Origin of the sequence: Nonomuraea sp. NPDC003560 (assembly GCF_042878785.1) — a bacterium.
Taxonomy (GTDB): Bacteria; Actinomycetota; Actinomycetes; order Streptosporangiales; family Streptosporangiaceae; genus Nonomuraea.
In genome coordinates this window covers 303,647-311,488 of sequence record NZ_JBIAOF010000014.1, presented here as the reverse complement: position 1 = coordinate 311,488, position 7,842 = coordinate 303,647, and the positions used below count along the sequence as shown (strand labels likewise).

Annotated in this window: 6 protein-coding genes and 1 pseudogene; 3 read left to right on the top strand and 4 right to left on the bottom strand. The window is 66.7% G+C overall.

Annotated elements, in window-relative coordinates; genetic code table 11:
* Window positions 1-683 precede the first annotated feature (683 nt).
* On the top strand, window positions 684-2,195 hold the full coding sequence (locus ACFYUV_RS43070) for a hypothetical protein (RefSeq protein WP_387679868.1): 1,512 nt from the start codon (window positions 684-686) through the stop codon (window positions 2,193-2,195).
* Between the two features lie 415 nt (window positions 2,196-2,610).
* Window positions 2,611-3,048, top strand: a pseudogene (locus tag ACFYUV_RS43065) (sigma factor); the annotation flags it as partial.
* A gap of 292 nt (window positions 3,049-3,340) precedes the next feature.
* Here the strand turns inward: ACFYUV_RS43065 and ACFYUV_RS43060 are convergent.
* From ACFYUV_RS43060 to ACFYUV_RS43050, 3 genes are all read right to left on the bottom strand, one after another.
* A complete protein-coding gene (locus tag ACFYUV_RS43060; protein ID WP_387679865.1) occupies window positions 3,341-3,886 on the bottom strand; it encodes a GNAT family N-acetyltransferase in 546 nt (181 codons plus the stop codon).
* 653 nt (window positions 3,887-4,539) lie between these two features.
* Window positions 4,540-4,851 carry an immunity 53 family protein gene (locus ACFYUV_RS43055; RefSeq protein ID WP_387679862.1) on the bottom strand — a complete coding sequence of 104 codons (312 nt, stop codon included), beginning with the start codon at window positions 4,849-4,851 and terminating at the stop codon, window positions 4,540-4,542.
* Window positions 4,852-5,140: 289 nt separating this feature from the next.
* Window positions 5,141-6,031, bottom strand: a complete 891-nt coding sequence (locus tag ACFYUV_RS43050; protein WP_387679859.1) for a hypothetical protein — start codon at window positions 6,029-6,031, stop codon at window positions 5,141-5,143.
* A gap of 53 nt (window positions 6,032-6,084) precedes the next feature.
* On the opposite strand from ACFYUV_RS43050, the gene ACFYUV_RS43045 reads away from it, so the two are divergent.
* On the top strand, window positions 6,085-6,381 hold the full coding sequence (locus ACFYUV_RS43045) for a hypothetical protein (protein ID WP_387679856.1): 297 nt from the start codon (window positions 6,085-6,087) through the stop codon (window positions 6,379-6,381).
* Between the two features lie 191 nt (window positions 6,382-6,572).
* On the opposite strand, the gene ACFYUV_RS43040 is transcribed toward ACFYUV_RS43045, so the two are convergent.
* Window positions 6,573-7,814, bottom strand: a complete 1,242-nt coding sequence (locus ACFYUV_RS43040; protein ID WP_387679854.1) for a serine hydrolase domain-containing protein — start codon at window positions 7,812-7,814, stop codon at window positions 6,573-6,575.
* Window positions 7,815-7,842 lie beyond the last annotated feature (28 nt).

Genomic DNA, 7,842 nt, shown 5'->3' with positions numbered 1-7,842 from the left:
CAGAGGAGTTCGAAGGTCTCTACTACGCTCAACACCACCCCAACGAACCCATCGCAATCAACCGCTGAGGTCTCCATCAAATTCGGGGCGATTCAATCGTTCCCTATGTATTCATTCGCGATCACGGTTGGTGGACCGCTGCGCTCGAGACGTGTCTGCGGCGACGCCGGCTGCCATAGTGCGCGCGTCCACCTCAGGACGGAGCGTCACAGAGCTCTCCGGAAGGAATCAAGCACACTGGGACGGCGATGCAGCCGCTTCGGCAGCACTCTTGCCGCCCTCTAAGCGCTGGTATCGGGCGCGTGCTACTGCGCCTGACCCTCTGCGTGATCAACGAATCGTTGGCACCGAACCGGCCAAGCTCGACGCCACCGGCTACCGGCCACTACGTTGCTTCGAACGCGTCGTGACCTCGTCCTTATGATGACTGAGCATGGCGGCCAGAGGCACGCTCTCGCTCGTGGATCCCGCGATGGAACCGGGCTATGCCATGCCAACGTTCCTGCAACGGCCCCGAAGCCCAAAGGACGAAATCGAGATCATCATCTGTGTGTCGATTTCCGAAGTCGTCTGCGCGGGAGACCGAAGTCTCGTGCACAACAAGGCGACGGTTGGGAGGTAAGACCTCGCCGTCACGGAGATAATCACGAGCCATGTGATCACGACCCGGGCAGGATGCTCCTGTGAACTCTGTCCTCTGCGGCCTCGCTACCAATCCAGCCCTTCTGCCCGATCTGGTCGACCGGCTGATCGTGGTTGCTGACGAGGACATCGCCGTGAGTCTGGCCGAGCGGGAGGACCTCACCCACGCGCAGGCGGTCGCGCTGGTCTCCCGCGTCGAACAGAGCGCTGGACGGCTCGCAGAGCGGGGGCTGCTGACGGCTGATGACGTCGATCCTGAAGCGCAGTCGCTTGCCGCCCTGGCACTGCTCTCCGAGGGCGCCGGTCGTCCGGCCTGGGCGCGCCTGCTGGCGGCGGATCCGATCAACGAACGCCGGGAACGGTTGGCCGCCTGTCCCGGTCTCCCTGCTGAGGCGCAGGAGATCCTCGCCGTCGATCCGGAGGCACGGGTTGTCGCGGAGGTGGCGTTGCAGGCGACTGCGGACATGGCGGCCCGGCTCGCGGCGCATCCCCATGCCGAGGTCCGCTGCGCGGTGGCCGGCAACGAGGCGGCGCCGCCGGCGGTGCTGGCCGCGCTGGTCAACGGCGAGGGGCTGCCGCCAGCAAGGCGGTGTCTGGTCTGTGACCAGGAGGAGACGCCGTTCTACCACGATCCGGATTGCCTCAGGCTCGACTGCGACCTGCCGCCAGCCGCCGCATGCGACGGCTCTCATGAGTCCACCGTTCACCAGACGCGCGTGAATGCCCTGTGGAACCCGGCTACGCCCACCGCGTCCGTCGTCGGCTTTGCCGACCATCCTTCGATGTTGCTGCGCTGGCCACTGGCAGTCCGCGCCGATCTGCCTGCGGCAGTCTACGAACATCTCGCTGCCAGCCCGGAACCCGGTGTCCGCGCCGCCCTGGCCGCCAATCCCGCGATCGGCGACGGCCTGATCCGCGCGCTGGCCGCCGACGCCGACCCCGACGTGCGGCGCGGCCTCGCCTTCAACCCCGCGAGTGCCGCTCGATGTGCTCACCCGCCTGGCCAACGACACAAAAATCGGTTCCCCCTGCTGCCGAGGATCGCCACCGCCTCGCGCGCCGAGATCGAGGAGCTGGCCGCCTCACCACATCCGGTCATGCGGATGTTGCTGGCCGAACGACGTGACCTGCCGCCTGAGATCCGCGATGGGCTGGCCGCCGATCTCGACGCCAAGGTGGTCAAGTCCATCGCTCCGCACCCGGGCCTGTCCGCCGCGCGGCTGCATGCAATGGTGCAGCGGCACGGGGTACGGGTCATGGCCAAAGTGGCGAAGAACCCGGAGGCCTCACCGGAGTTGCTGGAGGACCTGGCTCGGCACGGGCCGCCGGTGCGCAAGGCACTGCGGGAGATCGCCCGGCACCCCAACGCGACGGCTGCGGCGCTATTGGTCTGCTTATTGGATGGGCAGGCCAGACCCCTCGCCGCCGGTCACCCGGCCCTGCCGCCCCAGACCATCGTCGAGCTGCTCACCGATGACGACTGGCAGGTGGTGGAAGCCGCGGCCGCCAATCCGGCCCTGCCGCCCGAGGTGATGTCCATGCTGGCGCCCTGAGCTAAGGCCCTGCCCGGCCATATGGAGCCTCCGAGATACCAGCGCCGGTCGATCAGCCCTGTGCACAGGTCTGCCTACCGGTCCGCGTTCGTTGAGAGCGTCGGCGTAGTACCGGCGGCGTTCAGCGATGAGCGTGGTGACGCCCTCGCTGGTTGCCTCCGGGATCTTGTACATCCAGAAGGTCGCATCGTTGCTGATGACTGGAACCGGCGATGTGCGCACGGGCGTGAGTTGTTCCTCCGTCGGCGAAGAGCAGCTCGTGGGTATGCCGCGCTAGTGTCAGTTTCCGAAGTGGTCCGCACGGGTGTGCGAAGTGGTCTGCACACCCGCCCTGGTGGGGGCGTGCAGGCCACTCGGTGGTGAAAGTTCCCGACGGCATGCAGGCGTATCAGCTCGGCCTGCTATCGAATGATCAGTGCGGGCTCGACCTGAAAGGTTTTTGCAACGAGGACGTCGGCTCGTGCGTCCCTGGAAGGTGGAGTTCGAGGAGTTCGTCCGTGCCAGGAGCCATGCGCTGCTGCGCTACGGCCTGGTGCTGACTGGCAGCGCCGACGATGCGGCCGACCTGGTCCAGGCGGCTCTGCTCAAACTGAGCTCCTCATGGCGGCGGGTACGCAACAAGGATGACCCCGAGGGGCGCGTTCGGACGATCATGGCCCGGCAGCATGTGAGCTGGTGGCGTAGGCGACGGCTGGAGCACCTCGCGGAGGAGGTTCCCGCCCCGGTCCACGAGGACGAACACGAGCTCGGCGAGATCTGGCAGCGCCTGCGGGCCTTACCGGCCAGACAGTGCGCGGTGCTGGTCCTGCGCTACTACGAGGATCTCGCCGACGAGGAGATCGCGGCCAGGCTCGGCATCTCGCGGCCCTGGGGGTGGATGTGGCCGTGCTGGCCTCATCGCCGGGAGGTGAGGGTTGGGGGCGCTGAGGCCGTCTGCGGGCCGTGCGGCGTTCGGGGCGGGGTGCGTGCGTCCAGGCGATCCTGTCATAGCGGTGAAGGCGGCCGCCGATCGGGCCTGGCTGGTCGAGACGATGCGCGGCCGCACCAAACGACCGTTCGGCAACCGCCCGCCCTTGCGTCCCGTCGAGGCTTCGGCGGCGGCCACCTGCGCGAGATGCGAGATCTGGTGGCTGATGCTCGCGTCTCTATCGGGGGTCGAGTACGCGCGTCATCCAGATCGAGTTGCCGTGTTCGACGTCCTCGTCGATGCGGTCGCTTCGGTGGAAGCCGAGTTTCTCAAGGACGCGGAACGAGGGCGTGTTCCACTCCCGCACAGTGGCCCAGAGGCGGTGACGCCCTGTTCGAATCGCGGCTTCCAAGACTGCACGGGCGGCTTCTGTCGCATAACCATGGCCGTGAGCTCGTTGTGCCAGCTCGTACGCGATCTCAGGTTCGTCGAACGATCCTTGGCCGACGGTCAATCCGCAATACCCGATGAACTCACCGGTGTCGCGCAGCTCAATGGCCAGCAACCCGAGCCCAGGAGCCGCCGTCAGCGGATTGTCAACGAGCCAGCGGCGGACGTCCTCGATCGTCGGCCGTCCCTCGGCGTCGATCCGCCGGGCCGCCGGCACTCGCGGGTCCCGCTCGAACCACAGCCCGCGGAACTGCTCTGCATCCGACGGCACCCACCGTCGCAACCGCAGTCGCTCGGTCACCAGCTCCGCCGGAAAGTCCTCATATGTGCTCATCTCGATCAACCTAACCCATCTGCCGGCGGCCGGCCGGTCGCCCGTGATCCCGATCTCTACAAGCAGCGCAACACGTCCGAACGCTGCATCAACCGGATCAGACAGCGGAGTGGGCCGGCTTCCGGTTCGACAGGACACCCGACAGCCATCTGGCCTGTACCTACGCGGGGCCGTCCTATGGATCCGAAGCCTCCCGTCAGCCTAGAGATCCAAAGTCCGTACGGGCTCCAGCGCGAGAGGTATCCGCCGGAGGCGGTCTTGTTGGGGTGAGGTGTTCGTGGGACAGTTCGCGGTGTGGACGCGTATCGCCGATCTGGCTGGTACAGAGCCGGTCGGGCGCTTATTCTGATCAGCTTGGGCTGGGGTGCTGCTGGCTTCTTCTTCGTGTTCGCTGTCAACGACGGGCGTGTGTGGCCGAATGCCTACAGATTCCTGTTCGTCTACGTCAGCCTTCAAATGCTTGGGCTGCTGTGTGCATGTGCCGGTCGGACGCGGCACCGGGCGTGGCGCAAATCCGTTAGCCGGTCATCGGAGAGCGAAGTGGGCGGCGCTGACCGGAAGGAGGCCGGAGGCGCCGCGTAGCCGTCGGCTCTGCCGGAAGCTGCCGTCGGGCTCCCCCGGGGCAGCCAGCCTGAGGCCACCTGGTGAGAGCGTCAGTCAGTGACGGGGACGGCATTGTCGATGAAGTCGCGAAATGCTTCCGACAGCTCACCGAGGTTCAGGGGCCCACATGCTCCTTCGAAGCGGATCCCGTCGCTCCAGACATGTATCCAGTCATCCTCGGTGCGTTCCACCTTTGAGGGGTCCAGCAAAGCCCCCGTAAGAGGTGTGTCGACGAGGTCGATCTTCACGTGCCATCCCGGATTGTCCAGGGTGTCGATAGTCACGCCGTAACTGTGTTCCCAGTCGTCATTGCAGCAGGAGGCGTACCAAGACTGGAGGAACATAAGCGCATCGGTGATCACGTGGTGAGTCTGGCACCTGTGCCCGTCGCGTGCCCGATGGAGCGGGAGGCGAAGGGGAACAGCGGGGAGTGACGGGGAACGCGATCAGTGCCGTTGCACGCGCGTCTTCGCTGGTGGAGCGAGATCGGTGTGCGGCTTTGCAGGCAGGATGTCGGGAGTTCGAGTCCTGAGGTCCACTCATACAAAAGCCCAGGTCGTCGGCCTGGGCTTTGATCTTCAGTGGGTCTCGTTCTGGGGTGTTCAGAGCGCCGATGTCGGAAGCGGTCAAGCGGCGGGCGTGGCGTTCGGGTCAGTCGTCCAACTCCTCCGACGAAACGGTCTCATCCGCGGGCGGGGGCTGTATGTCTGCCTTCATCCCCCAGTTCGACAACCGGAGATCCTCTTCGAAGGCGTAGTACGGGTTCTCTGTGGCGGACTTGTCGCGGCTGTCGTTCGGGTCGTGCCACGCGCTCCACGCCCTGCGGACGAGTTGGTCACGGCCGATCCACAACCGCCAGGACACCTTCCAGGAGGCGTACTCGCCGGTGGGCTTGCTGCGGAAGCCGATGCGCATGGCCGGGTTGACCTTGTGGAGTTGTGCGAAGGTGATGGTGCCCTCGTGGAGGGTGGTGCGCACGCCGTCGTAGACTCCGGCGGGCCGTTTGCGGGCGGTGGTGGCCAACACTGCTCTGAGGGTGGCCGGGTCGCTGAGGCTGACATGGTGGCCGGACTTCAGAACGAGCCGGCACGGCCATTCGTACGTGACCCACCTCTTGCCCGGCGGCAGCGGCTGGTCGGGGTCGGGCTCGGCGTACAGCTGGTAGCCGCGCTTTCCGATGCAGATGTTGCGGGTCCCGTGGCGTCCAATGTTGAAGTTCGTCAGGTCTGTGGCCACGATCTTGCCCTTGCCGAACCCCACGACGCCGCGCACCGGCTTGTGGGTGGACCAACTGCCGAACCAGTTCGACCGGGTGCGCTGGACGATCCTCACTCCATGGCCCGGTACAAGCTGGCGCTGAATGGCGTCGGCCGGATCCGACACGGCATCGGCCCGCACGACCGGCCCTGAAGTCACCATGGATGCGGTCACCAGGAGAACCACCAGGGCCATTCGTCGCCTCATAAGCCAGGGATCTTCGCAGCGGCAGATCTCGTCATGATCACGCCTTTCCGGCGGGCTGGGGCTGACGAACCTGCACACGTATCCGGCTCCTGGACATCGACCTGTCCGTCCCGATCCGTGACAATCACTCTGTGCGTCTCTTGTTGAAGTCGGCCTTGGCAGGGTCGGCGGTCGGGTTCTTACTGCTGCTCCTCCTCCACTGGCCGACTCCCGATTCGGATTCCGAGGTCAAGCTGGCAGTGGCATTCGCGCTGGCGCCCTTCCCGCTCAGCATGGTGGCCGCGCTGCTTGCTCGCCTGCCTGCCTGGCCGGCCGTTGGGCTGCTGGCACCCTTCGCCATGCTGGCGATCGTCCTCATCCAGCCGGATTATGACTCCTGGGTGCCTGATGGGAAGGCCGCGGGCTCTCCAGGAGTGGACGCAGCGTAGAGCACGTATAGAAGGCCGGCCGCCGTGTTCGGCTGCCCTGTGCCCCACCATCGTGAAGAGGCCCGTCACCAGCGGAAACGCGGGGATGGGCCTCTTGCGTTGTGTGCGGATGTCTACGGCGATCGCCGGCCTTCCACGGCACTTCGGCCGCCGACATCGCCGTCCCCGACGCCCCTGCGGCCACGGGCTCCTCAGAAGGCAGGGCCAGGCTTGTCCGGCCGTGTCTGTCCGGTCGGTGTGTCGCAGAACTCCTGCTTGACGAGGGCGTCCACGAGCGTCAGGAAGTCCTTCGCCGAACCTCTGGTGGCCGAGTCCAGCCAGGTCACCGAGGCGGTCAGGGTCTTGCTGCCGTCGGGCGAGCTGTACATCAGCGCGCCGTAGCCGTGCGGCGGGCTGCCGTTGTGCTGGTAGACGGTGCCGCAGCCGGGGCCCAGGTCCTGCGCCCAGATGCCGAGGCCGTAGTCCTGCCCGGGGATGGACGTGGGGATCGTCGTGCGCATCTCGGCCAGCAGCGGGGCGGGCAGGAGCTTGCCGCCGTTCAGCGCGGAGAAGAACGTGGCCAGGTCCTGGGTGGTGGAGATCAGGTCACCGGCGCCGGTCAGCAGGGAGAGGTTCTGATGGGAGATGTCGATCACGCGGTCCTTGTACTGGTAGTAGCCGTGGGCGTGCGGGCCGGGCAGTGCCGTCGTGCGGTTGCCAGCCGCGAGGGTGCCCCGCAGTCCGAGCGGGCCGGTGATGCGCCGCTTCAGCTCGGTGGCGTAGGAGTGGCCGGTGACGTTCTCGATCAGCAGCAGCGCCACGGTGTAGTTGGTGTTGGAGTAGCTCCATTGCGTCCCGGGTTCGAAGCGCGGCTTCTTGGACAGCGCCAGACGTACCAGGTCCTCGGGCTCGTAGCTGTTGAAGCGGTTGGGCACCCATTCGTCTCCGTTGGCGGGGATGCCTGGCTCGTCCATCGTCCCGTCGGGGTTGTACTCGCCGGTGTAGTTGGAGATCCCGCTGGTGTGCCGCAGCAGCATCCGTACGGAGATGCGCTCGTCCAGCCCGTAGCCGGGCAGGTAGTCGGCGGCGGGGCTGTCCAGCCCGATCCTGCCCTCGGCCACCAGTTGCAGCACCATGGTCGCGGTGAAGGTCTTGATGATGCTGCCCGCCCAGAAGCTCCCGTCGGCCGGGGGCTTGGCGGCCGAGCCCAGCTTGCGCACCCCGGCGCCGGCGGCCCAGTCGCCCTGCTGGTCGCGCACGCGTAGCTGGATCCCGGTGAAGCCGGCGTCGACGAAGGCGTTCATCGCCTTGCGCAGCTCCGGGCGATCCTGCGCGCTGGAGGCGGGGGCGGCAGCCATGGCGGGGGTGACGGCCACGGAGGGGGAGGCGGTCCCCGCCAGCACCGCCGTGGCGAGCGCCGCGACGGCCGTGCGCCGGCTGATCGTCGTGTTCATGATGTCCTCGTCTCTGGGGGATTGGTCG

Bases quoted from the DNA above. Each gene is read 5' to 3' on its own strand.
- ACFYUV_RS43060 (WP_387679865.1), bottom strand. From the start codon at position 3,886: ATGAGCACATATGAGGACTTTCCGGCGGAGCTGGTGACCGAGCGACTG.
- ACFYUV_RS43040 (WP_387679854.1), bottom strand. From the start codon at position 7,814: ATGAACACGACGATCAGCCGGCGCACGGCCGTCGCGGCGCTCGCCACG.